General features: G+C 43.3%; 20 protein-coding genes and 2 pseudogenes. 6 read left to right on the top strand and 16 right to left on the bottom strand.

Annotation, left to right across the window (positions count from 1 at the left end; translation table 11 throughout):
* Positions 1-744, bottom strand: a 744-nt coding sequence (locus LFYK43_RS01790) for a solute carrier family 23 protein (RefSeq protein WP_174713946.1), incomplete at its 3' end; no start/stop codon positions are given.
* Positions 745-927: 183 nt separating this feature from the next.
* On the opposite strand from LFYK43_RS01790, the pseudogene LFYK43_RS01785 reads away from it, so the two are divergent.
* Positions 928-1992, top strand: a pseudogene (locus LFYK43_RS01785) (zinc-dependent alcohol dehydrogenase family protein).
* A 166-nt stretch (positions 1993-2158) separates the two neighbouring features.
* Positions 2159-2797 carry a FusB/FusC family EF-G-binding protein gene (locus tag LFYK43_RS01780; protein ID WP_124974819.1) on the top strand — a complete coding sequence of 213 codons (639 nt, stop codon included), beginning with the start codon at positions 2159-2161 and terminating at the stop codon, positions 2795-2797.
* A gap of 93 nt (positions 2798-2890) precedes the next feature.
* Here the strand turns inward: LFYK43_RS01780 and LFYK43_RS01775 are convergent.
* Positions 2891-3136: pseudogene (locus tag LFYK43_RS01775) on the bottom strand (Txe/YoeB family addiction module toxin); the annotation flags it as partial.
* A 5-nt stretch (positions 3137-3141) separates the two neighbouring features.
* Positions 3142-3408, bottom strand: a complete 267-nt coding sequence (locus LFYK43_RS01770) for a type II toxin-antitoxin system Phd/YefM family antitoxin (RefSeq protein WP_124974815.1) — start codon at positions 3406-3408, stop codon at positions 3142-3144.
* A 438-nt stretch (positions 3409-3846) separates the two neighbouring features.
* On the opposite strand from LFYK43_RS01770, the gene LFYK43_RS01765 reads away from it, so the two are divergent.
* Both LFYK43_RS01765 and LFYK43_RS01760 read left to right on the top strand, forming a co-directional pair.
* Complete coding sequence (locus tag LFYK43_RS01765; protein ID WP_124974813.1) at positions 3847-4410, top strand: FecR family protein; 564 nt, start codon at positions 3847-3849, stop codon at positions 4408-4410.
* Between the two features lie 15 nt (positions 4411-4425).
* Entirely contained in the window at positions 4426-6201 is a 1776-nt protein-coding gene (locus LFYK43_RS01760) for an ABC transporter ATP-binding protein (protein ID WP_124974811.1), read from the top strand.
* Between the two features lie 63 nt (positions 6202-6264).
* Here the strand turns inward: LFYK43_RS01760 and pflA are convergent, their stop codons facing one another.
* From pflA to LFYK43_RS01705, 11 genes are all read right to left on the bottom strand, one after another.
* Positions 6265-7122, bottom strand: a complete 858-nt coding sequence (gene pflA / locus LFYK43_RS01755; RefSeq protein ID WP_124974809.1) for a pyruvate formate-lyase-activating protein — start codon at positions 7120-7122, stop codon at positions 6265-6267.
* A 43-nt stretch (positions 7123-7165) separates the two neighbouring features.
* On the bottom strand, positions 7166-9421 hold the full coding sequence (gene pflB, locus LFYK43_RS01750; RefSeq protein ID WP_439957195.1) for a formate C-acetyltransferase: 2256 nt from the start codon (positions 9419-9421) through the stop codon (positions 7166-7168).
* Positions 9422-10369: 948 nt separating this feature from the next.
* Entirely contained in the window at positions 10370-11665 is a 1296-nt protein-coding gene (locus LFYK43_RS01745) for an adenylosuccinate synthase (RefSeq protein WP_124974807.1), read from the bottom strand.
* Positions 11666-11878: 213 nt separating this feature from the next.
* Positions 11879-12184, bottom strand: a complete 306-nt coding sequence (locus tag LFYK43_RS01740) for a hypothetical protein (protein WP_229717881.1) — start codon at positions 12182-12184, stop codon at positions 11879-11881.
* A 41-nt stretch (positions 12185-12225) separates the two neighbouring features.
* Entirely contained in the window at positions 12226-13158 is a 933-nt protein-coding gene (locus LFYK43_RS01735; RefSeq protein WP_124974803.1) for an AEC family transporter, read from the bottom strand.
* A gap of 101 nt (positions 13159-13259) precedes the next feature.
* Positions 13260-14240 carry a YhdH/YhfP family quinone oxidoreductase gene (locus LFYK43_RS01730; RefSeq protein WP_124974801.1) on the bottom strand — a complete coding sequence of 327 codons (981 nt, stop codon included), beginning with the start codon at positions 14238-14240 and terminating at the stop codon, positions 13260-13262.
* 93 nt (positions 14241-14333) lie between these two features.
* Positions 14334-15665 carry an acetyl-CoA hydrolase/transferase family protein gene (locus LFYK43_RS01725; protein ID WP_124974799.1) on the bottom strand — a complete coding sequence of 444 codons (1332 nt, stop codon included), beginning with the start codon at positions 15663-15665 and terminating at the stop codon, positions 14334-14336.
* A 106-nt stretch (positions 15666-15771) separates the two neighbouring features.
* Positions 15772-16557, bottom strand: coding sequence for an enoyl-CoA hydratase-related protein (locus tag LFYK43_RS01720; RefSeq protein ID WP_124974797.1), 786 nt, complete (start codon positions 16555-16557; stop codon positions 15772-15774).
* A gap of 21 nt (positions 16558-16578) precedes the next feature.
* Entirely contained in the window at positions 16579-17430 is an 852-nt protein-coding gene (locus tag LFYK43_RS01715) for a 3-hydroxybutyryl-CoA dehydrogenase (RefSeq protein WP_124974835.1), read from the bottom strand.
* Positions 17431-17445: 15 nt separating this feature from the next.
* The gene (locus LFYK43_RS01710; protein ID WP_124974795.1) at positions 17446-18582 is read right to left on the bottom strand and encodes an acyl-CoA dehydrogenase family protein; all 1137 of its coding nucleotides are present in this window, start codon (positions 18580-18582) and stop codon (positions 17446-17448) included.
* 41 nt (positions 18583-18623) lie between these two features.
* On the bottom strand, positions 18624-19805 hold the full coding sequence (locus tag LFYK43_RS01705; protein WP_124974793.1) for an acetyl-CoA C-acetyltransferase: 1182 nt from the start codon (positions 19803-19805) through the stop codon (positions 18624-18626).
* A 366-nt stretch (positions 19806-20171) separates the two neighbouring features.
* On the opposite strand from LFYK43_RS01705, the gene LFYK43_RS01700 reads away from it, so the two are divergent.
* Positions 20172-21071, top strand: a complete 900-nt coding sequence (locus LFYK43_RS01700) for a LysR family transcriptional regulator (RefSeq protein WP_124974791.1) — start codon at positions 20172-20174, stop codon at positions 21069-21071.
* Between the two features lie 73 nt (positions 21072-21144).
* On the opposite strand, the gene fadE is transcribed toward LFYK43_RS01700, so the two are convergent.
* Both fadE and LFYK43_RS01690 read right to left on the bottom strand, forming a co-directional pair.
* Positions 21145-22353, bottom strand: a complete 1209-nt coding sequence (fadE, locus tag LFYK43_RS01695; RefSeq protein WP_124974789.1) for an acyl-CoA dehydrogenase FadE — start codon at positions 22351-22353, stop codon at positions 21145-21147.
* 424 nt (positions 22354-22777) lie between these two features.
* Complete coding sequence (locus tag LFYK43_RS01690) at positions 22778-23629, bottom strand: NmrA family NAD(P)-binding protein (RefSeq protein ID WP_124974787.1); 852 nt, start codon at positions 23627-23629, stop codon at positions 22778-22780.
* Positions 23630-23742: 113 nt separating this feature from the next.
* On the opposite strand from LFYK43_RS01690, the gene LFYK43_RS01685 reads away from it, so the two are divergent.
* A complete protein-coding gene (locus LFYK43_RS01685; RefSeq protein WP_124974786.1) occupies positions 23743-24210 on the top strand; it encodes an Rrf2 family transcriptional regulator in 468 nt (155 codons plus the stop codon).
* Positions 24211-24262 lie beyond the last annotated feature (52 nt).

Raw genomic sequence — 24262 nt, 5'->3', positions numbered from 1 at the left:
CATCGTAGCAATCGAAGACCATTCAAACTTGGGGACCCCAAAGTAAAACGGGACTGGCAGCTGGAACCAATGGGCGGATCCAACAGATGAAAAGCCAACTTTACCCAAAACAATGGCGAGGAGCGTTCCCACCAAGATCCCGACTAAAACAGCAATGTGTTTCAAGAAACCGCGGCCCCAAATGTTGATCACCACGATCACCAGAGCAGTCGTGAAACCTAAGATCAAATTGATGTGATTGCCGTAACTGGCAGCACTCGTATTGCCGCCGCCAAGGTTTTGAAAAGCAACTGGGATCAAAGTAAAACCGATCAGGGTGATCAATGAGCCGGTCACAACGGGTGGAAAGAAACGGCGCATTTTAGCAAACGGACCAGCAATTAATGCGATAAAGATCCCCGCGGAGATGATACCGCCATACATGAATGGCCAGCCAAAATGATTGCCAATATTTTGTAAAGGAGCAACATATTCAACTGCACATCCTAACACAACAGGTAAAGCGATCCCTGTCAACGGCGTGCGTTTTAACTGTAATAGTGTGGCGATCCCGCACATAAAGATATCCATTGACACTAAGTAGGTCATCTGCGCGGCAGTAAAGTGCAGAGCACCCCCGATCAATAAAGGCACCAGAATATCCCCCGAGTACATGGCCAGTAAATGTTGTAAACCTAAGAGCAGATTTTTCGAGATCGATTTATCCGTATTTTCCACAACTTCGTCTCCTTGTTCGTTATTCATTGATTTATTCTTAAATTTTACCACTCATAAAGCTGTCTAACAATGGAATTCTGAATTTTAAGATTTTAAAAATGTTTATTGTACGTATTTTTGTATTGCAAACGGTTAAACATTTGCTGGAACAAAGATTATAATAAAGGGGAAAAATGGTTCTGTGTCTAAAAATGAATTGAGGTGGTTTAAATGGCACAGACAAAACAAGTCAATGTCAATTTGCAAAAGATCCCGGACACGATGCATGCTTGGGAAGTAAGACAACAGGCTCCAATCGATGCTGAGCCGTCACCACTCCAGCTAGTCACCAAACCTGTCCCTCAACCCGGTCCAGGCGAAGTCCTAGTCAGGGTCTTAGCTTGCGGTGTCTGTCGCACAGACCTCCATGTGACAGAAGGAGACTTGCCAGTCCACCAAGAACACGTTACTCCCGGCCACGAGATCATCGGTGAAGTGTGCCAGCTGGGACCACAAGCGACCCGCTTTGAAATTGGTCAACGCATCGGGATCCCTTGGTTACGGTTGACTTGCGGTAAATGCAGCTTCTGACGCGCCGGTCAGGAAAACTTATGTCCAAATTCTAAGTATACCGGTTGGGATCATGACGGCGGCTACGCTGAATTTGCCACGGTCAACGAAGCTTTCGCCTATCAGATCCCTAATTCCTTTGACTCGTTAACTGCTGCACCCCTACTGTGCGCGGGGATCATTGGCTACCGTGCCTATGTTTTAGCCAATGTCCCAGCCGGAGGGACGCTTGGCCTATACGGCTTTGGCGGTTCCGCTCATATCACAGCCGAGTTAGCACTTAAACAAGGGATCAAAGTCCACGTCTTGACCCGCGGAGAACACGCGCGTAAATTAGCCCTTAAACTTGGCGCTTCTTCCGCACGCCAAGCCTATGATCTGCCCCCAGAGTTGCTGGACTCAGCCATCATCTTCGCTCCAGCGGGAGAAATCGTTCCACAGGCGCTTGCTGGATTAAAGCCAGGAGGAACACTGGCCTTAGCTGGGATCCACATGAGCGATGTCCCACCATTAAACTACCAGAAGCATCTTTTTCATGAAAAAAAGATCACTAGCGTAGAGAGCAACACGAGAAAAAACGGTGAAGAATTCCTGCAACTAGCTGAACGCCTCAAAATCCATCCTGAAACTCGCCCTTACTCGCTCAAGGAGGCACGTGATGCTCTCAGTTATCTTGCGGCGGGAGATGTTCAGGGGGCTGGTGTATTGCGGATCAGTACCGATTAACACCGATTGCTTTTCTATACAGGTTTTGCTATACTAGCAAAGCTATTTGGAGGTGATAAGATGATACGAACCGTATCTTCTAGTGCAGAGGTTGACATTCGTTGACCGGATCACTAGAAAAGAATTTTCTTTCTCAGTGATTCACGCTATTCAGAAAGGAATTCTAATGAAAACAACACTACAACCCTATCAATTTATGCATTTGCAAGCAATCGTTGCCAACTTGATCCACAACTACGAATCTGTGAATGACTATCGAACGATCGGTGCGATCCAGTCCTTAGCGGCAGAAGAGATCCGTGAGCTCCTAGCAGCTTCACAGATCGACACAAAAGCTTTGCTGGATTTTGTCATGGATCAACGCCTGCGTCGGCGAGCAGCGGAAAAATATTTAAGCGAACTCAAAGAGCATGTGATCCCATTTGAACAACCGACTAAAAAACAGGTCGAAAAGGTCTTTCGCAAAACTAAGAAGTTAAAAGTCCCTGACTTTTCGGCAATCGACTTACGTGAGAACACATTTATTGGCTGGAATGACCTAGGGACCCAGAAAAAATTTCTGTTGTTCTACCAAGGCGAGCGTCTCGCAGGGACTCTTGGCGATATTTCGAACACTGCGATCAAAGGTTTTTGTTCAATCTGTCATCACGAGGCCAACGTTGTTTTGTTTACTGCCGTCAGCAAAAAGGCTGGTGATGGGCGCTATACTAAAAAAGGCAATTACATTTGTTTAGACAGCAGCCAATGTAACCGTCAGTTATATCAGCGGGAAGATTTGGATAATTTTCTGCAAAAACTCAAATAATAAGTAGTCTAGGACAAAAATTAGGCTGCATAATAATAAAGCGGGACGCATAAACCAAAACTCTAGTTTATGTGTCCCGCTTTTACTTTTTCTTTAATAATGATCACGCACAGATAAAATATAAATTATACCATCTTCAACTTGGTAGATTAGACAGTGTTCTTGCGTGATCCTTCTTGACCAAGTGTTAGTTAGCTCATATTTTATCAGTCCTGGTTTGCCAAGTCCCTCAAATGGGTGTCGAACAATGTCTTCAACTAGTTTATTGATTCGCTTAATGGTTCGTTTATCATTTTGCTGATGCCAATACATATAATCGTCCCATGCATCATCAGTCCACGCTTTTAATCATTTGACTCTATCAACTCATGCTGCTTAGTTTTAGCCACAGCAATTTGCTCTTGTCCACGACGGAGCTTATCCATTAAGGCTGGATTGCTCACAATTCTGAGTGTTTCAGTCATACTATCATAATCTCTTTTTGACATTAAAACCGCCGTATCATCAGCGTTATCACGATTAGTTATTAATAATGTAGTTGCATCATCATTAACTTGTTGTAGATAATGTTTCAAATTTTTACGTAAGGCAGAATAGGATACAGCTTCCATTGACTCAGCCCCTTTCTTTTTTTATTGTACAATCAGCTGTGCAAGTAAGCCAAGAATTATTGTTAAACTATTCAAAGCTTTATTGAAATGTCGAATCGTACTTACACATAATGATCCAATATGGATTTTTTATTTGCACAACTTTGTGAAATTTAAAACTAAAATAAGCCTCACAAATTTTCTAAACTAACCAAGATTTTAGACTATGATTCTCTAGTATCACTAAGTCGTTACAATTAAAAAGTTGGAAACAAATTAAGCAATCCTTCTTTGTTGACAATTTCACATCTAAGATTAAAATTAAATTAACTAGGGGTTAACTCTTAGTTATAAAAAAGAGGGTTATATGAATGTACTGTTAGGAACTAAAGATTATTTTTTGACACTCACGAGTATCAACTAGTTAAACAAAGCAACTTACCGAAAACATGTAGTTTCGTGGTCACATATGTCTCTGGAAATGAAGTCAAATCTTTAGATCATACTGGCAATATCTCTGACATTACAGCTGGGACTCTTTTGGGGCTTAACCATGAGATACAAACAAATAATGGTCGGATCGCAATTCGTTCAAGCCGAAGCACGATCTATCGTGTTGGCCCTCAATCATCCTTTTCTGTCCAGCAAGCTATTGCAGGTGAGGTGGCTATCTTTTATGGGAAAGTGTACACCGATTCTCTCAGGTCAAAAGAAATTGTCGATGGTGCCAAATATCGGACAAGCTGCTATCTGCCTGGTCCTGTAACTGGATTAATTACAAATATTGATGCTGAAACTGATCGTTACTACTCTTTTAGTGATCCACTAGAAATTATGGAATATGATGAACAAGGTGAGAGATTTCAGATTGCGAGGGTAGAGCCTTTTTCTAAGTTAGAACTTTCGTTTGATGATAGCTTAAAAATGAGAGAACGTTACAAAATCGTCGCAACTTTAAAATTAGACGATGCAGAAATCGCATCCTTGTATTCTGATTGGGTCTCACCTATAAAATGGAAGTAGATTGTAGGTGGTTTTTTGAAGGTATTTATAAACCTTAAAAAATATATATCTTTATATCTCCAAAGTTTTGCTTTATTTTGGAAAGCTTCAAAAACAAGTAGTTTAATACTGCTTTTCCTAGTTCCGATTCAAGCGATTGCACCAGCCGCGTTGATCAAATTAGCTCAAATGCTGTTGGATGAACTATTAAACACAGAAATATCAAGTCAGTTACTTTTATTCTGGGGGATAACATTCTTTATTTCTTCCGCAGCTGTCCCGATAAATACCTCATTACAAGGTATTTTAACAGACCAGCTGATCGCTTTTGTTAACACTCAATTAATGGAAAAATCCAAGACGATCAAAGGATTAAACTTGTTTGAGGACCCTGATTTTTATGATAACCTTCAATTTATTAATTCTCAGGCATCCTGGCAGCCGGTTAACTTGATCGTCTTTGGGATCAGCATGATACGAGAGTTGATCACAGTTATCTCGATGTTGTTTTTACTTGCACGTTATAACTTTTGGATCGCGCTGATTTTATTGGTCGCAATAATTCCACAAAGTTTAGTCAGTTATCACATTCAACAAAATTCGTTTGAAACAATGGTGACACGCAGCCCAGACGCTCGAAAAGTGCAGTATTATAGTGAGGCGCTGTTAACTACAGAGAATGCAAAAGAAGTTAGATTATTCGGAATGTTCGACTATTTTATCAAGTCTTATCGAAGAGTATACAAAAGAATGCACGCGCAAATGAAGAACATCCGACTACATCAAATGTGGATATCCTTAGCCTTTTTAGTGTTCAGTGTTGTCTTAAGTATTGGAAGTTTACTGTGGATGATCAGAGATATTCAACAAGGACATGCATCAGCAGGAGTATTTTTAATATTTGTCTCAACCTTAACTTCTACTGCCGATGGAGTGTATGCTTTTATCGAAAATTCCAGTCTGCTTTACGATACTTTATTATATATGGAAAAATATTTTTCTTTTATGAACGTCAAAGAAGAAAATGACTTCTCCGGTGAATTGCCTTTCCCACAAAAAACGCAAGACATTGTCTTTAACAATATTTCTTTTAAATATCCGGGACAACAACAAAAAGCATTAGCGAATGTTTCTTTTAAAGTCAGTGCAGGGGAAAGAATTGCAATAGTTGGAGAAAACGGTTCCGGTAAATCAACTCTAGTTAAGCTGTTAATGCGCTTCTACGACCCACAAGAAGGTGAGATATTAATTAATAACACACCCATTAGCGAGCTTGACATTAACCAGTACAGAAAAAAATTTGGAGTTGTCTTTCAAGACTATGCCAGGTTTTACTTACCAATCAGAGATGCAGTCGGCTTAGGAAATCCAGCAAAAAGACACGACGAGGGGCTCATTATAAGTGCTATGCAAAAAGGCGGCTTTTATGATTCCTACGTTGAGAAAAATTTAACTTTAGACACAATGCTTGGAAAACAATTTAATGGCGGAATTGATCTATCAGGTGGTCAATGGCAGAAAATTGCTATTTCGCGAGCGTTTATGCCAAGTTCCAAAATATTGATCTTGGATGAACCGACCGCTTCCTTAGATCCAAGGAGTGAATTTGAAATATATCAAAGTTTTATCGAAATGACCAAGGGCAAAACGGTGTTTTTCATCACACATCGCTTGTCAGCTGTTAAAATGGCCAACCGAGTTCTGGTGTTGAAAAATGGGGAAATTATTGGACTGGGTTCGCATGATGAACTAATGCAGAATAATTCCTATTATTCAGAATTGTACAATTTACAGGCCCAATCATTTCAGTGAAAAACGGCCTAAATAAAAAGGGTGCTATCTGGAATCATCTTCCAAGATAGCACCATTTTTATTTTAACTGACTGGCTTGTCCAATGTTGAATCGCCTGGCTTCCAGTTGCGGTAACCTTGATAATCATCACAATGCAGGAGTTTTCGTGCGTTCGCCACCCGTTCATCGGATGGCGGCTCGATCCCGTCCAAACGATATTTGACACCCATTTCGGCATACTTATGGACACCCATCGTATGGTATGGCAGAACTTCGAACTTCTCTACATTATGCAATGTTTTAACAAAGTCGCTGGTCTCCTCCAAAAACTGATCTTGATCAGTGATCGTCGGGATCAAAACCTGTCTGACCCACATTGGTTTGCCGATCTCTGAGAGATAACGAGCCAGATCTAGAATGTTTTCATTCGGATATCCCGTCAACTTCTTGTGTTCAGCGGAGTTGATGTGTTTAATGTCCAGCAAGATAATGTCCGTCACATCCAGCAATTTGTTGAATTGACTGAACCACGGCTCACGGCGGGTAAACGGCTGGCCGCAAGTATCAAGGCAAGTTGAGATCCCCAGCTTTTTGCACTTGGTAAAAAGCTCTGTCGCAAATTCGATCTGCAACAAGATCTCACCACCGGACAAGGTGATCCCGCCTTGAGTTCCCCAAAAGGCTTTATAAGACTCGGCTTGCTCTAAAATTTCATCCGAGGTCATCTTAGTCCCGACATTTTTCTTCCAAGTGTCAGGGTTATGGCAGAATTTGCACCGCATATTACAGCCCTGCATGAAGGCCACAAACCGGATGCCCGGTCCGTCAACGGCACCAAATGTTTCAATTGAGTGCACATAGCCTTCCACTTGTCCGTCACGCATCGGTAAGGGACGTAAACGTGGATTCCGTTTTCTTTTCGTTCTAGTTTCTGTACTCATAATCTCTCTCTCAACCTCCAACCTCTAATAACTGAGGTATCAATTACATTGAAGTGTGGAATGTTCTTGAAATAACATCATCCTGTTGTTCCTTGGTCAGATCTGCAAAGTATACGCAGTAGCCGGAAACACGGATCGTTAACGTTGGGTACTTCTCTGGGTGTTTTTGTGCATCCAGTAAAGTCTCACGTTTGAAGACATTGACGTTAATATGGTGACCGTTGTTCTTCATGTAACCATCGATCATATTAACCAAAGTATCTTCTTGTTCATCTTCAGCTTTACCAAGTGTCGTTGGTGTTACAGCAAAGGTGTTGGAGATCCCATCTGTAGCGTACTTGTAAGGAATCTTGGAAACTGAAACTAATGATGCCAAAGCACCAGAAATATCAGCACCGTATGCTGGGTTAGCACCTGGTGCAAATGGTTCGCCCAATTCACGGCCATTAGGTGTAGCACCCGTATTCTTACCGTAAACAACGTTAGATGTGATCGTCAAAGCAGAAGTTGACAACTTAGCATCCTTATAGAGATGATGTGTGTTCATCTTCTGATACATGGTCTTAACTAACCAAACCACGATCTCATCGGCACGATCATCATTGTTGCCGTAACGAGGGAAGTCTTTATCAGCCTTGAAGCCGACTGTCAGACCGTCTTCATTACGGATAGCTTTAACATGACCATACTTGATAGCTGAAATGGAATCGGCAGCTACTGACAAGCCTGACAAACCTGTAGCGAAGGTGTAATCAAGTTTAGTGTTCTTCAATGCCAACTGAGCTGATTCATAGTAATACTTGTCATGCATATAATGGATAACATTCAAAGCGTTAACGTAAACATCAGCTAACCAGTCCATCATCCGATCTAATTTGCCCATGAATTCATCATAGTCGATATATTCTGAGCTCATCTTCTTCAATTCTGGTCCAACTTGTTGGCCAGTAATTTCATCGCGGCCTTCGTTCAAGGCATAAAGGACTGTCTTAGCTAAGTTAGCGCGCGCACCGAAGAACTGAACACCTGAGTCAACTGGTTGAGCAGAAACACAGCAAGCAATGCCATAGTAATCTGTGCCCCATTCTCTCTTCATCAGGTCATCGTTTTCGTATTGGATCGTAGAACTTTCAATTGAAACACTGGATGCATATTGTTTAAATGCCATTGGCAAGTTGTCTGACCATAACAAAGTAATGTTTGGTTCAGGAGCAGCACCCATGTCATGCAGCGTATTCAAGAAACGATAAGCTGTCTTAGTAACATGATGACGGCCATCCAAGCCTGTTCCGGCCAATGAAAGTGTGGCCCAGATCGGATCACCGGTAAACAGTGAGTTGTATTCAGGCGTCCGCATAAAGAAGACCATCCGTAATTTCATCGTAAATTGATCGACTAATTCTTGGGCTTCTTTTTCTGTCAAGACACCGCGTTCCAAGTCACGGTTGATATAAATATCAATGAAAGTATCGATCCGGCCAATCGACATTGCAGCACCGTTTTGAGTCTTGATAGCTGCCAAGTAACCAAAGTAAAGCCATTGAATAGCTTCCTGAGCGTTAGTAGCAGGTTTTGAAATATCATAGCCATATGATGCAGCCATGGTCTTCATGTCGCGCAAAGCACGGATCTGATCTGAAATGTGTTCACGTTGTTCGATCACATCACTGGTCATCTCACCGTCGCCTGTCAGGTTCAGGTCTTGAGTCTTAGCTTCGATCAGACGGTCGATCCCATATAAAGCGATCCGTGGGAAGTCAGCAACGATCCGGCCACGACCATAAGCATCTGGTAAACCGGTCAGGATCTTGTTGTGACGCGCATGACGGATATCTGCATTATAAGCATCAAAAACACCTTGGTTATGTGTCTTTTGAATCTTAGTGTAGAATTCTTCAACTTCTGGATCAATGTGATAGCCATTAGTTTCCAGAGCTTCTCTAGCCATGTTGATCCCGCCTTGCGGCATCAATGAACGCTTCAGCGGCTTGTCTGTCTGCAGACCAACAATTTTTTCCAGGTCTTTGTCTAAATAGCCAGGAGCATGAGAAGTAATTGTAGAAACTACTTTCGTATCTGCATCAAGAACGCCGACCTTACGTTGTTTCATCTTTAATTCGGTTAACTGATCATTTAACTTAGTTGTTGCTTCAGTTGGTCCTTCCAAGAAGGATTCGTCACCATTGTATTGGGTAAAGTTGTGCTCGATGAAATCGCGAATATCGATCTCAGTCTGCCATTGACCCTTCTTAAAGCCTGTCCAAGCAGAAGATTGTTTCTCTTCAACCTTGTTCATCATAATAAATAACCTCCCTATTTTTGAAACCGTTCTTTATTAAACGCTTTCTTCTCTTTAATAGTACACCCCTTTGTGACAGATTTCAATATCAAATCCACCCGGATTTTCGGTCACAATTCACAAAGAATCCGCCTTTTTATCAGATGATAAAAATAAAATGTTAGCGTATACATCAGGCTTTTTACGGGCGTTCCTTTCCCGATTCATATATAGATATTTTTGGTTTCACATATTAAATTGTTCACAAGATTTGACAAAATTTAAAACATTTAACACAAATTGAATTAATTTCACATTGCTTAAAATCGATCTCTGATCGCAGTCACAATACTTGGCAGACAAAACAATAAACGGCATGATCCCCTCAAGAAAATTGGAATCATGCCGTTTAAAAATTATGCAGTTCTTTTAGTTGTTTTGCGCAAATCTCAATAAGAATGAAATTGCTTCTTCATAACTACACGAGCGCTGCTGCATCACAGTCTTAACCAGATCCTTAGTCGAAGTCTTTTCTGATAGTGTCACACAACATTCCCCCAAATAGTTAATTACTGACATTCAAACGTCAGTTCCGTTCACCTATTACCTTAATAATTTTACCGCCCTTTTTAACAAATGAAAAGTACGAATATTGTTCAAAATTTTGATTTGACAAGCTAAAATCAAGCACCATAAGTTTTCAATTTTAAAAATAATTTTTATTTCCTTTAATTTTTGATTTTTTTTGCATATTTCTTCCATTCGGCAGATTGTTTGGCAACAAATATCCTGATTTAGCAGACTTTTTCGCCCCTGTATTCTGTATATTTCATTTTTATTAAAAATAACTTTTCATTTAAACGATAGTTTGACCTCGATTCAATTCCCAAGAACTGCTGCTAACAATGTGAGCGGTCAAAAAAATCACCCAGGACTAGCTCCTAAGTGATTCTCAGCTTAATTTCGTTCTTACAAGCCCCAGACGTTTTCCAAAACGTTGGTTTGCTCGCGGTCGGGACCAACGGAGAAGGTCGAAACCTTCACACCAACCAGGTCTTGAATGCGGTGCAGGTATGCACGGGCATTTTCCGGCAGGTCTTCCAGGGTCTTGCAGCCGGTAATATCTTCGTCCCAGCCCGGCAGTGTTTCATAAACCGGTGTGCAAGCCTGCAGATCCTTTAAATTGGCTGGATAATGGTAGATCTTCTCACCCCGTAATTCATAGGCAGTACATATCTTGACTTCTTTTAACCCAGTCAAAATGTCCAGACAATTCAAGGACAAATTAGTCAACCCAGAAACGCGCTTGGCATGACGCATTACAACACTGTCAAACCAACCGATCCGCCGTGGACGCTTGGTAACAGTCCCGTACTCATGGCCGACTTCGCGGATATGATCACCGATCTCATTTTCAAGCTCGGTCGGGAACGGGCCATCGCCGACACGTGAAGTGTAAGCCTTGCAGACACCGACAACCTTCTTGATCTTAGAAGGTCCCACACCGCTACCGATCGTCACGCCGCCGGCTACCGGGTTAGAGGAGGTTACAAATGGATATGTTCCTTGGTCGATATCCAGCATCACACCTTGCGCGCCTTCAAAAAGCACACGTTTGCCGGCATCCAAGGCTTCATTTAAAACTACAGATGTATCAGTCACGTATTTTTTCAGACGCTGGCCGTAGGCGTAATACTCTGCGAAGACCTCATCGAAATCAAGCGGTGTTTCATCATAGTCATACATGTTTTTAAATAAGCGGTTCTTCTCCGCCAAATTAATTTTGAGCTGAGCAGCAAAAATATCTTCGTCCAGCAAGTCAGCGACCCGGATCCCGGTCCGAGCTGCTTTATCCATATACGCTGGACCGATCCCATGAGCAGTAGTCCCGATCTTGTTATCCTTCTTAGCTTTTTCCTGTAATTTATCCAAGATGATATGGTAAGGCAAGATCACATGGGCCCGGTCCGAGATACGCAAATTATCTGTTGAGATCCCCTTTTCATGCAGATAATCGATCTCTTGGTTCAAAGTTTTCGGATTCAGTACCACACCGTTACCGATCACACTGATTTTATCTTGATAGAAAATACCAGACGGGATCAAACGCAACTTGTAAGTATCTCCGTTAAAAACAATTGTATGCCCAGCGTTGTCGCCGCCTTGATAACGTGCGATCACTTCAGCATCATGACTGAGGAAATCAGTGATCTTACCTTTTCCTTCGTCGCCCCATTGACTACCCACTACTACTACTGATGACATTCCGTTCACCTCATTAAAGTATAATTACTGCCAATTGTTCTGAGTTTGAGCCTCTCAAACACACCTTGATAATTGTAACAAAAGCGGCATGCGTCTTCAAGCTAAATCCGAATATTATTTTTTAAAACCATAAAATAGCATATTTTTAACGAACTTTACGGAGGCTTAAGGGCAAAAATCAAAACATTGCCTGCCTTTTGTTCATGTTTTCTCTCACCAAGGATCGTAGGCTTTGAAAGGCAGCCAGCTTCTTTGTCGTGAGAGCTTCTCCATTTCCTTTAAGGTCGAAAGCATGGTGGCATCAACCTCGATGATTCCCTTAAGTTTCAATGAGTAAACCGCAGACACGACTTTTTCCATGATAGTTTGCGGGGCAATCTGTTTTTTATCCAAAGCATCCTTACCATAGGCGACTACCTTTTGCAGACGCGGGTCACTAGCGGCGCTTTCAATTTCCAGCAGCTTGATCAGCTGTTCAGCTCGCTTTACAATTTCTTTTTTAGATTTCATTGCTTCCATTCCATTCTGAGTGACTTTTCTTCTATTATAGCGTGACTGATTTAAAACAAGAAGTTACTGAATAAAAAGACCAGTGGAATCGTCACCAGACTCAATACCGTTGAAGTCCCCATCAAAGCTAAAGCTGGTTCTTGCTTGCCATGATTTTGCAAGGTAAACAAAACGACCATCCCGCCGACTGGACAAGCCATCATCAGGATCGCAGTCATCAGCGGTGTGCCACTGATCCCTAAAAGTTTCATGATCACGATCGTGACTAACGGGTAAAACAAGTTCCGCAAAAACAAGGAAACGCTGATCGGCACGTTTATTTTGAAGTTGCGCAGAGCAATATTAGCCAGACTATTGCCGATGACTAGCATCGAGACTGGGGTATTGATCGCGCTGATATAGTTGATCATCTGATTGAGCAGCGCCGGCAGCTGTAACGAAAAAATAAAAATCACCAATCCCACAGCTAAAGCAATAATGTTAGGATTCAACACGACGTTTTGAACTTGCTGCCACCTATTTTGCTGGACGCCACTAGCAAACAACCGCACTCCGTGGGTCCAGTTAAAAATATTGAACATCGCTAAAGGGACCACTGCATAAAACACTCCCTGTGAACCAAAAAGTGAGCTGACAAGCGGGATCCCAATAAAACCAGCGTTCGAGTATATGCTCCCGTACTCTACGATCCGCCGCAAGTTAGCGTCTTTGATCTTCCTAAACAAAAGGCGTGAAATCACGATTTGAACTAGATAGACTAAGAAGATCCCGACTGTTAACAGGCCCAAGGCACGCGCTCGCTGAGTCGAATACGGCTGCTCAAAAGATTTAATGATCAAACAAGGCGAAACTATGTACAATAAAACATTGGTCAAGTCGTTGGCCGTCTGCGGGTGCATAAATTTGACTTTATTTGACAAAATGCCCACTAGCATCAAGGCAAACATCAACGTGATCTGACCGAATAATAGACTAAGATTCATGGTAAACTCTCCTCAAAAATAATTCAGATTAATTATAGTCTTTTATGCAAGAAAAAACCTCTCGCTAAACATTTCTGTTTAAGGAGAGGTCTGGGTCTGTTCTATTGCACCTTAACGATCGTCCGTCCCAAGTGTTGACCAGCTTTTAACTGCTCAACCACTGTCAAAACATCTTCGAGCCCGATCTCATCAACCGTCAACTGGTCGATCACATTCCAATCGGAGGCCAGCTGGTCCCAGATATGGTTCTGAATGGCGGCTGCCGGTTGGATCGAATCGATCCCCAACAAGGAAATCCCCCGCAGAATAAATGGTAAGATCGAGGTTTGCAGCTTGTGGCCGCCCGCGTTCCCACAGGCGCTCATCGCCCCGCCAATCTTGATCATTGACAATAAGGCAGCTGCTACATCTCCACCCACCGTATCTAAAACGTAATCGAAGCTCTGGTGCTGGAGTGGTTTGCCAACCTTTAAATCAGCTGCATCCAAGGTAGCGGTTGCTCCAAAATCCTGCGCTGCTTTAACTTGATTTGGCTTCCGAACTAGGGCTGTGATGTGTTCGAAGCCCAACTTAGCCAAAATCGCAACAGCGACACTTCCCACACCGCCAGTTGCTCCAGTAACCAGCACTTCATCGGTCGGTTTCATGCCGGCTTTAAGCAAAGCATCGATCGACAAACCTGCGGTCAAACCGGCCGTCCCGTAAACCATTGCGTCTCTAGTCGACATGCCGGCCGGCAACTTAGTCAGCCACTCGCTTGGGATCCGTGCAACTTCAGCCAGTCCGCCAGAGTGCGTCACGCTCAAGTCATAACCGGTACACAAAACCTGGTCCCCGCTTTTAAAATTCAGATCTTCGGAGCTGATCACGGTCCCTGCCAGGTCCATGCCGGGAACTAAGGGATACTGACGCATTACGCCGCCATGCGCTTGAAAAGCCAGCATATCCTTGTAATTCAAGCAAGAGTATTCGACTTTGATCAAGACATTCCCCTCTGACAAATCATTTAGTGTCAGATCCTTGATCTGCGCTTTGACCCCGTCTTCTGTCTCTGAAACTAAGTAACCTTTAAACTGATCCACTATAATTAACCCCTTTCATTGGGTATCCTCTCAACACACGAAAAGGGCCCATGTTTTACATGCAAGCCCAATTCATTTTTTACTTGGCCCCGGCTAAACCGCACTCGCCAATTCGCTGTTATCGAAATAGTTTGGTTCCAGATACTTCATCTCGATCGCCTGCTGGAGAAGTTCGGCTCTAAACTTCGGTGCAGCCACAGAGATCAATTCCAGAACACGTTCGCTAGTCGTCTTATTCTTCAAGTGAGCGACCCCATATTCTGTCACCAGCATATCAACATCGTTTTTATGCGTACTTGTCGGTGAGCCAACTGTGATCGTCGGAACGATCGTTGAAATCGTGTCTTTAACTGCTGTTGCGTACATGCAGACGATCCCGCGACCGTTCAAGGATAAGTTGACACCCTTAGCGAAATCAGCCTGGCCGCCCGTTGAAGAATAGTATTTTTTACCGATCCGTTCGGAGGAGACCTGACCGAGAAAATCAATTTCAACCCCGGAATTGATCGAAACAAAGTTATCATTTTGAGCAATATACTTCAAGCCATTTGAGATATCGCTTGGTACCATCAGAATATCTTTGTTATGATCCATAAATTTGTACAAACTTTCAGGTCCGTAGGCGAAGGTCGCTACTGAAGTCCCTTTAAAGTTTTGCTTCTTGGTGTTAGTCAAAACCCCGCGTTCATGCAAAAGCTGCGCCTTAGCAGTAAACATCTCGCTGTGCATCCCCAGATTCTTTTTGTTGACCAGGTTGTTCATGACAGCGTTCGGCATTGCACCGATCCCGATCTGGATCGTATCGCCATCACGGACCATATCAGCAATGTATTGGCCGATCTTATTGTCTTTTTCGTTTAATTCCGGCTCAACGGAGGTTGGAATTTGTTCGTTATTTTCAATCAAAGCATCAACCTGGCTGATATGAATAAAGTTGTCGATCCCGTAGGTATAAGGCATCGTTTCGTTGACTTCCAGGATAATCTTTTTGGCGTTTTTGACCTGTGAACCAAAATATGAAACACCAACACCAAGAGAAAAGTTGCCATTTTCATCCATCGGGGAAACAGTTGCCATTAGCACTGGTTCTGGTTCGCGTGCCTGCAAGATCCGAGGGATCTCAGAAAAGTGGGAAGGCACTAGCTCAGTTTCACCGCTGTTAAAAGCTTTTCTGTCCATGCCAGATAAGAAGAAAGAAATCTGACGGAGTTTATGCTTAGGCAGTTTCAAGGTCCGATGCATGGATAACATAGTATAAAGCCGGTTACCTTCCAGGCCGGAATAACTTTCTAAGGCCTCATGTAAAGCACTAGGTTCTCCGGCACCCAGTGGATAGATGATCCCATCACCTGGTGCGATCTGCTTAACAGCTTCTTGTGCTGTCGTCAATTTTTGCTGGTATAAATTTTCAAATTCTACAGACATTATTTTACACTCCATTTCTCTTGGTTGTCCCTTTGAGCTTGTATGCAACGCCCCTGTCAAAAACTGATCTTTTACTATGGGCTTGCTTCTAAGGTATTAACAACCTTTATCTGCTGGCAAAGACTGCTTTCCTTTTTTCTGTAAAAGCGCCCATACCCTCTTTTTGGTCATTCGTTGCAAATAGCATTCCAAAGGTATTTTCTTCTAGTTTTAAGCCTTGTTCCAAATTGATCTCAAATCCTTCATTGATGACTGCTTTAGCATTCTGAACCGCTAAAGGTGCGTTAGCTGCGATCTGAGCAGCCATCTGATTGGCTTCATCTAATAAATGCTCCGGTTCCACAACTTTATTAAACAGTCCAACTCGTAAAGCCTCATCGACCTTCACGTTGCGTGCAGTTAAGATGTACTCCTTGGCTTTCGCCGGACCTAGCGCACGCGATAATCTCTGCGTTGCACCGAAACCAGGGATGATCCCCAAGCCGACTTCTGGTTGCCCGATCCGAGCATTGGTCGATGCGATCCGAATATCACAGGCCAAGGCTAATTCCAACCCGCCGCCTAAAGCATAGCCGTTGACCGCTGCAATCACAGGCTGCTTTAAGTTCGCCAGTTTACTGAAAGTCCGGTTGCCTAGTTCCGAGAAGCGCTGCCCTTCAATTGCATTCTTGGTCGCCATTTCTTTGATGTCAGCTCCAGCAACAAAAGCTTTATTGCCTGCTCCCGTCACAATGACAACTTTAATTGCTTGATTAGCACTAATGACGTTAATTGCCTGATCGATTTCCAACAAGACCTGGGTATTCAGGGCATTCAATGCTTGCGGCCGATTGAGCGTTAAAGTCGCAATGTCATCTTTGACGTCTAAAATGATCGTTTTGTATTTTGCCATCAAAAATTCACCTTTTCCCTCTTATTCGTAAGAATAAAATCCTTGACCAGTCTTGCGGCCTAACATGCCGGCCTCAACATACTTCGTTAATAATGGAGCTGGACGGTACTTGCTGTCGCTAAAGCCGTTATAAAGCGTTTTCATTATTGACAATAAAACATCAAGTCCAATAAAATCAGCCAATTGCAGTGGTCCCATCGGGAAGTTAGCCCCCAACTTCATGGCTTCATCGATCTCGTCAGCCGAGGCGATCCCGGATTCTAAAGCCATCACAGCTTCATTGATCATCGGCGTCAAGATCCGGTTAACTACGAAGCCTGGAGAATCTTTAGACAAAATCACGGTCTTGCCCAGCGACTCGCCGACTTTTTTCATAACTTTGACTGTTTCTTCATCAGTTGTCAGACCAACGTTTAGTTCCACTAATTTCATTGCTTGAACCGGATTAAAGAAATGCAGCCCGATCACTTGGCCGTGGCGCTTAGTTACACTAGTGATCTTCGTGATGGAGATCGAAGAAGTGTTAGAAGAAAGGATCGCACTCTTCGGTGCAATTTCATCCAGTTGTCTGAAAATATCCAATTTGATCTGTTCATTTTCAGTTGCTGCTTCAACTACTAGGTCAACGTCGGCAGCATCAGCATAGCTGGTCGAACTGCTCAGGTGCGCTAAAGTTGCAGCCTCTTGTTCTTGATCGATCCGTCCTTTTTCCACCTGACGGGCTAAATTAGCCTTGATCTTAGCGAAACCTCTGTCAACAAATTCTTGCTTAATGTCATTTAAGACTACATCATAGCCGGCTTGGGCAAATGATTGCGCGATCCCGTTGCCCATTTGACCAGCACCAACAACTAACACTTTTTTAATTTCCATCATAATAGTTCTCTCCTATCTGTTCTCGATCCAATGTTTTGCAATAATTTCTTTTTGTGAGCGAGATGAGCCGCCGTAAATCGCTGTAATTTTCGCGTCTCTGACGTATCTTTCGATCTCGCTGTCTTTCATATAACCATAACCGCCAGTCAATTGAATGATAGTTTCCGTTGCATCGACCGCCACATTAGCTGTGAGTAATTTAGCCATTGCCACATCGATCGTGTTCTGCGGGTCTGTCAAAATGATCTGGCGAACGAATGCTTCGGCAGAATAAATATTGGTCCGCAGATCTGCCATCCGGTACTGAATATCTTGGTTATCGATCAAACGGTTCCCGATCCGGCGAACTAAGTTCAAGTAGTCCAAACCTTTAGTAAAGGAACCTTGTGCGATCCCCAATGCCTGGATCGCAACCGCTAATTTCATCAAATTCATTACTATTTCAACTTGTTTTTTGCCTTCAGCTTTCTGGCCCAAAAGACTGTCGGCGCTAACTTTAACATGATTTAAACTCGCCCCAGCTACAGGCAGTGAACGAACACCCATTTTATTCATCGGCTCGTTGATCTTCAGTCCTGGCGTGCCTTGGTCGATGATGAAGAGTCCTTGACCCTCTTTTCCGTCTAGCTGCCGTGTCGCCGCTACGATCAAGAAAACATCAGCGATCGGTGCGTTGGAAAGGTATTTTTTCTCCCCACTGATCTCCCAGCCAGTCTTGGTTTCCCAAGCCACTGTTTTAACATCGGTAGAATTCTGGCTAGTTTCACTTTCCTCGGTCAAACCAAAAGCTCCGATTTTTTGCCGATCGACCAGCTGTGCCAACAGCTTTGATTTTTGGCTTTCAGTCCCAAATTGGCTCACAGGAACGATCGCATAAAAGGCTTGGGTCAGCATGATGCTGGCTAAAGCTGCAAATTTCGTCGATACGATGCGAATAATTTCAAAAAATGCCGCTAAATCTGCTCGATCACCAGAACTAACTAATTCAAAAACCTTTTTTTGAAAGAAATACTCTAGCAGCTCTTGCGGATATTCTCCTGTTTCATCGAAGTGTTTAGCGTCCTTGGCCAGGCGAGTTTCCGTATACTCAGAAGTCTCCTCTAACAGCTTCTTTTGTGCTGGGGTAAATAAATCATTATAAAGATGCATTGCAAACTACCTTTCACAATTTAATGGGGCTAGGCTGACTTTTAGCGTTTAACGATCAGCGCGTTGCCTTGACCTCCGCCGATACATAAGGTTGCCAGTCCAGTTTTAGCATCACGTTTAGCCATTTCATGCAGTAAAGTTACGATGATCCGTGCACCGCTGGCACCAATTGGATGACCTAAGGCGATCGCGCCACCGTTAACATTGACGATTTCTGGATCAAGCCCAAGTTCTTGGTTGACACATAATGCTTCGGCAGCGAATGCTTCGTTGGATTCGATCAGATCTAAGTCAGCAACTTCCAAGCCGCCTTTAGCTAGAGCTTTCTTGGTTGCTGGAATCGGGCCGGTCCCCATGATTCGCGGATCCACACCAGCTGAAGCGTAAGAAACAATTGTCGCAAGTGGTTTTAACCCAAACTTTTCAGCTTTTTCCTTAGACATTAAGATCAAGATCGCTGCGGCATCGTTGATCCCAGAAGCATTGCCAGCAGTTACTGTGCCATCCGGCTTCTTAAAGGCTGGCCGCAATTTTTGCAAAGCTTCAAGTGTTTGACCAAATCTGGGACCCTCATCCTGGTCAACGATCACATCGGCACCTTTACGTTGAGGAACGCTGATCGGAACGATCTCGTCTTTAAATTTGCCGGCTTTAATTGCTGCTTCAGCACGGTGCTGGCTTTGTAATGAGAAGGCATCTTGGTCTTCACGGGTGATGTTGAATTTCTCGGCGATATTTTCAGCCGTGATCCCCATGTGGTAATCATAGAAGGCATCCCACAAACCGTCGTTGATCAAAGTATCGATCACCTGACCGTTGCCCATCCGACCGCCAAAGCGATAGTCTTTTAAAACGTATGGTGATTGGCTCATACTTTCGGCGCCGCCGACTGCTACGACTTCATTGTCGCCTGCCAAGATCGACTGAACTCCCAGCATGACTGACTTAACACCGGAACCGCACACTTGGTTGACTGCGTATGCAGGAACTTCCTTGGGAACACCGGCGTGAATGGAGATCTGCCGGGCTACGTTTTGCCCTAAACCGGCACTCAATACATTACCTAAAATAACTTCATCAAATTCAGCTGGATCCAAATCTAATCTTTCATATGATTCTTTCAGAACTTTTGCTCCAAGTTCAACGGCGGAAACATTTTTAAAGGCACCGCCCAATTTACCGATTGCTGATCTCAATGCTGAAACAATTACAACTTCTGTCAAAATAATTTCCTCCTAAATTAAACACATATTCCTAACATCCGTTCAAAAATGTCATTTAGTAAGCGTTAATTTATCCTGAATCTATCTTACAAATAATTCGCTCAAAAATAAATAGGAAACGCTTTCTTTCCCGTTACAACAACTTATGCGGCATATAAGCTCAACTTATAGTTTTTGCCGACAGCCTGAATTTACTTACTTTTTTAACTTGTCTTAAAACTTGATCATGACTCGGATCTATTTATTCGCTTGATAACTAAGTTGACCACAACACTTTTTTCACTACAATTTGCCCTTGATTAGGTATAAGATAAAAAGGTAAATAAAGCGCTTTTATACCTTCCACCAGAAAAGAGGATAAATTTTGTGGACATTGTACAGTTGATCTACTTCATCAATATTGTCGAATGCGACTATAACCTTTCGCTTGCGGCCAAAAAGATCCATATCAGTCAATCAGCCTTGAGTCAATTCATTTCTAATTTCGAATACGATCATGACATCTTGTTGTTTCACCGAAAAAACAAACGTCTTTACTCGCTAACTCGGGCGGGTGAAAAAATCTACGAGTTTGCCTTAAAAATCGTCGACCAATATGAGGAAATGGAAGAAATGGTCCGGATCGAATCTTTAAAACAGAAAGGAACGATCCGGATCGGCATGCCTTCCCTGATCTTACGGGTCTATTTTTCCAACTTCTTTCCGCATCTTTTGGCAAACCACCCTGAAGCCCACATCGAGATCACCGAAGGAGGCAGCAATGAATTACGCCGCAAACTGATCAACGATGACCTAGACATCGCGATCTTGATCGAACCGACTAACCTAGATATTAAGACTTATGAACAGCACGTCACACAAATTGATGAGATGGTTGCCTTTTTTGATCGCAATCATCCCCTAAATAAGAAAGAGACTCTCAAGTGGAGTGACCTCAAGGGGTATCCGATCGGGACCTTTAATAAAGAATTCATGACCTATTCTTTGGTTCAAGAAAAGCTCAGGCAAGTCAAGCTCGAAGACCAGATCAAGTTTACTTCTTCTTCCTGGGATTATTTGATCGACATCACGAAAGATACTGATGTGGTCACAATTATTTCGCGGCCGATCGAGAAATATCTCGATGCCAACGTTTTTGCCACCAAGCACTTTAAGGATTTCATTCCCTTTAACTTCCATCTCTGCCGTCCGATCAAAAATAAATACAGTTCCGTCGAAAATCTCGTCTTTAATGATATTATCAACCATTTTTATCAACCAATCTAAAGCTGATCAAGAAAAAGATCCAGAATGTTTACTCGCATCCTGGATCTTTTTTATTGATTGATTTAATTATAACTTATACGAAAGCACCTTTACCAGTAATTTCACGTCCAACGATCAACGCATTGACCTCATGTGTCCCTTCGTAGGTATAAATTGCTTCAGCATCGGCGAAGAAACGGGCAATATCAGTTTCCAAGGTGATCCCGTTGCCCCCAACGATCCCACGGCCTAAAGCAGCTGTTTCCCGCATAACTAAAGCATTATGCATCTTAGCCAAAGCGGAGTTGACCATTTCATATTCGCCTTCATCCATCAGCTCGGCGATCCGGACAGAATAAGCGATCGCTGAAGTTACATTAGCCAGCATCCGTGCTAATTTTTCTTGAGTGATCTGGAAATGGCAGAGCTTCTTGCCGAATTGATCACGAGAATTAGCAACCTTAACAGTTGCAGTGTAGGCACCGCCTGTCATACCTGTAGCGATATGTGCCACATCAGCACGTGTATGGATCAAAATGTTAGCCACATCTTTGAAGCCGTTGATGTTTTGCAAACGATCTGTTTCAGGAACGACTACATCTTCGATCGTAATATGGCCATTTTGAACCGGACGCAGAGCAGCTTTATGTTGGATCGGAACAGCATTATATCCCTTGGCACCCTTGCGGACCACGAAACATTTGATCTTGTGATCATCAACGTCACGCGCGAAAACTGGCACGATGTCGGCCGTATCAGCCCCGCCGATCCAACGTTTTTCACCATTCAAGATCCAGTGATCGCCTTCGCGTTTAGCTGTCGTTGCCAAGCCGCCGGCGATATCTGAACCGTGATCAGGTTCGGTCAAGGCAAAACAGGTTTGCCATTCAAAGTTAGCAACTTTTGGTGCAAATTCTGCCACCTGGCGTTCATCGCCGCCAAGCAGTAATGTGTTGTAGCCCAAGCCGCCGTGAACAGTATAGAATGTTGCAACGGAAGCATCGAAACGGGCTAATTCGTAGTACAGAAATGCATTATAAATTTCTCTTGGTTTTCTCTCGCCTTCCCGGCCTTCAAATAATTTCGGGCTGTTCATGATCCCTGCATCAGCTAATTTGTAAAACTGTTCAAATGGAAATTGGGCTTTTTCCCAGCTGTCATTGATGACTGGGCGCACTTCTTTTTCCAAGATCTGGCGCGTTTGCTGCAAAACTTCAGCTTCGCCCAAAGTTAATTTGCTGGCATAATGATAGATATCTTCCGGGTATAATTCTTGCAAAATTTCTTGTTTCTTGTCGCTCATCTGTAAAGCCTCCAATTTATATTAGTTTGAACGGATGTATATGATAACGCTTTCAACAATATCAATATATCTTGGATTTACAGACTCCACAACTTAACCAGACTTAAGTTCTCTATAAGCCCAGGTTATAGAAGTTCGATCATGCCCGCCAAATCAACTTTTATCTGGTGGATCATCCGCCATTTTCTGGGAAAAATAATCAGCTGAGTGACTTTACTGTCCTACTACCGTTGACTAGCTAATTTTCTTGACTGAAGTACTTGATTTAACATTTTGAATGGATTGATCTCCAGCCCCAACTTGGCCAAACTTGGGGCTGGAGTTGCGACCTCGGGACCCAACTTTCCCATACTTGGGGCTGGAGGTGGCGGCAAAAAAATAACCTCCAAGCCCGAAAGCTTGAAAGCTATTATTTAACACTATTTTACGAGAATCTTCTCAAAGCCTGAACGGTTGGTGTCAACGGACGACCTAGATATTTCTCCATGTCATCAGGCTCGACCGCTAAACTGCCGCTCTTAATGATTGCCTGTGAACCCACGAGACCTTCTGCCAATCCCTGCGGCAAACCAGCTTCCTTCTCCAGAAATTTGGCAACCTCTGCCGGATCTGCAGCAACTGCAGTGATTTTTTCACCGGAGGCCTGTTCCAGATCGGCGGCTAATTGCTGATAAGAGATCAACGGTCCCCCAACCTCTAAAATTGCTGGGAAATCGAACTTGCCGGAAACAGCACGGGCTCCGATCTCAGCATATTCTTGGCGCAAGCCCCAGCCAGCCAAGCCGTCACCGCCGCCATGGACCAACTTGCCAGACTTTAGTGCCCCGGCAATTGCGGCTCCTTCGTTTTCCAAATACCAGTTATTGCGCAAAAAAGTATGCGCGATTTCAGCATCTAAGATCAGTTTTTCTGTATAAGCATGGTCTGCCGCTAAGGGGCTCGTCGAAGTATCAGCCTTGCCGAAACTTGTGTAGGCAATGTATGACACTCCGCTTTCTTTGGCGGCAGCGACCACGTTTTTATGTTGGGCTTGCCGCTTGTCCAGCTCGCTGCTGGAAACAAATAACAGTCTGTCGATACCAGTAAATGCCTCTTGCAGTGCGGCTTGATCGTCATAATTACCCAGACGAACATTAAATCCTTGTTCCTTTAACTTCGCAGCTTTTTCCTCAGTGCGAGCCAAAGCATAAATTTCGTCGTTAGGTAATAATTTTTTTAAGGCATCTAAAGCAGCGCCGCCATATCCGCCTGTTGCACCTGTCACTAAAACACTCATTTTATCCGCCCTTTCTGAGATTCAAAACATTCTGCTGTACCTTTAATTTATACAGGTTATAATAAAGGTCAAGTTAGTTTTCGTCAAGAATTTAGCATGAGGAGTTGAGCATTATGCGTACATCGACCCAATTAAGCGATGCACTTCACATCATGGCTTATATAGCAATTTTTCAAAAAAACGGAGATCTTTCCAGCACGGCAATCGCTGGCAGTGTTCACACCAACCCGACCAACGTCCGCAAAATCATGGGCAAGTTAAAAAAAGCCGGCTTACTCAAGACGACCAACGGTCAAGCTGCGCCAGCTTTAACTAGGAGTACAAGGCTGATCTCCTTTTATGACGTTGCCTGTGCCCTAGGTGAAGGCAGCCTTTTTAAAGTCGATGCACAAACAGAGCCGCAATGCATCGTGGGTGGTAACATCCAAGAGGCTTTGAGCAGTGAATATGCCATTTTACAAGCAACAGTCGCTGCTAAAATGAAAGAGCTCACTCTGGCAGATGTTTTATGCCAATTGGCATGGCTTGAAACCAATAAACACCCGGAAAATCGCACCCTTTTGGCCGAATTTCTGGTCTAAGCTTTAGCTACCCCCAAAACCGGCTTTGCGGTATGATGGTAGCAACAAACAC

This window comes from Ligilactobacillus salitolerans (assembly GCF_003864415.1).
GTDB classification, from domain to species: domain Bacteria; phylum Bacillota; class Bacilli; order Lactobacillales; family Lactobacillaceae; genus Ligilactobacillus; species Ligilactobacillus salitolerans.
This window is presented reverse-complemented; position numbering and strand designations above follow the sequence as displayed.

Coding starts and splice junctions, on each gene's coding strand:
- LFYK43_RS01685 (WP_124974786.1), top strand. CDS start 23,743: ATGCGTACATCGACCCAATTAAGCGATGCACTTCACATCATGGCTTAT.
- LFYK43_RS01690 (WP_124974787.1), bottom strand. CDS start 23,629: ATGAGTGTTTTAGTGACAGGTGCAACAGGCGGATATGGCGGCGCTGCT.
- LFYK43_RS01715 (WP_124974835.1), bottom strand. CDS start 17,430: ATGGAAATTAAAAAAGTGTTAGTTGTTGGTGCTGGTCAAATGGGCAAC.
- LFYK43_RS01745 (WP_124974807.1), bottom strand. CDS start 11,665: ATGTCATCAGTAGTAGTAGTGGGTAGTCAATGGGGCGACGAAGGAAAA.
- pflA (WP_124974809.1), bottom strand. CDS start 7,122: ATGAGTACAGAAACTAGAACGAAAAGAAAACGGAATCCACGTTTACGT.
- fadE (WP_124974789.1), bottom strand. CDS start 22,353: ATGAGCGACAAGAAACAAGAAATTTTGCAAGAATTATACCCGGAAGAT.
- LFYK43_RS01725 (WP_124974799.1), bottom strand. CDS start 15,665: ATGTCTGTAGAATTTGAAAATTTATACCAGCAAAAATTGACGACAGCA.
- pflB (WP_439957195.1), bottom strand. CDS start 9,421: ATGATGAACAAGGTTGAAGAGAAACAATCTTCTGCTTGGACAGGCTTT.
- LFYK43_RS01770 (WP_124974815.1), bottom strand. CDS start 3,408: ATGGAAGCTGTATCCTATTCTGCCTTACGTAAAAATTTGAAACATTAT.
- LFYK43_RS01735 (WP_124974803.1), bottom strand. CDS start 13,158: ATGAATCTTAGTCTATTATTCGGTCAGATCACGTTGATGTTTGCCTTG.
- LFYK43_RS01780 (WP_124974819.1), top strand. CDS start 2,159: ATGAAAACAACACTACAACCCTATCAATTTATGCATTTGCAAGCAATC.
- LFYK43_RS01710 (WP_124974795.1), bottom strand. CDS start 18,582: ATGCATCTTTATAATGATTTATTTACCCCAGCACAAAAGAAGCTGTTA.
- LFYK43_RS01740 (WP_229717881.1), bottom strand. CDS start 12,184: ATGGAAGCAATGAAATCTAAAAAAGAAATTGTAAAGCGAGCTGAACAG.
- LFYK43_RS01720 (WP_124974797.1), bottom strand. CDS start 16,557: ATGGCAAAATACAAAACGATCATTTTAGACGTCAAAGATGACATTGCG.